This window comes from Dellaglioa sp. CoH-57-MRSF-22, from assembly GCF_056781895.1.
In genome coordinates this window covers 1-252 of record NZ_JBXAXT010000243.1, presented here as the reverse complement: position 1 = coordinate 252, position 252 = coordinate 1, and the positions used below count along the sequence as shown (strand labels likewise).

The window sequence follows — 252 nt, the reverse complement described above, 5'->3', positions numbered from 1 at the left end:
GTAACGCGACATGCTCTCACTGAGGTCTTCGTGTCGGATGACCAGGTGGACGTTTGTGGAGGTTCTCGCGAGGAACAGGGCGGCTTGACCCGCTGAGTTCCCTCCGCCGACGACGGCGACCTCCTCATTGCCGCAGATGTGGGCTTCGACTGGAGTGGCCGCATAGAACACGGAGGAGGTTTCATACGGCGCTAAGGCGGCGAGGCGGTCATAACGCACCCCTGGTGCGAGAACCACGCTTCGGGACCGGAC

Annotated in this window: 1 protein-coding gene; it reads right to left on the bottom strand. The window is 62.7% G+C overall.

Annotated features, from left to right (window positions below; all coding sequences use genetic code 11):
• Window positions 1-237, bottom strand: a 237-nt coding sequence (locus AC1RPR_RS08945) for an NAD(P)-binding domain-containing protein (protein ID WP_481763596.1), incomplete at its 3' end; no start/stop codon positions are given.
• Between the last annotated feature and the right edge of the window lie 15 nt (window positions 238-252).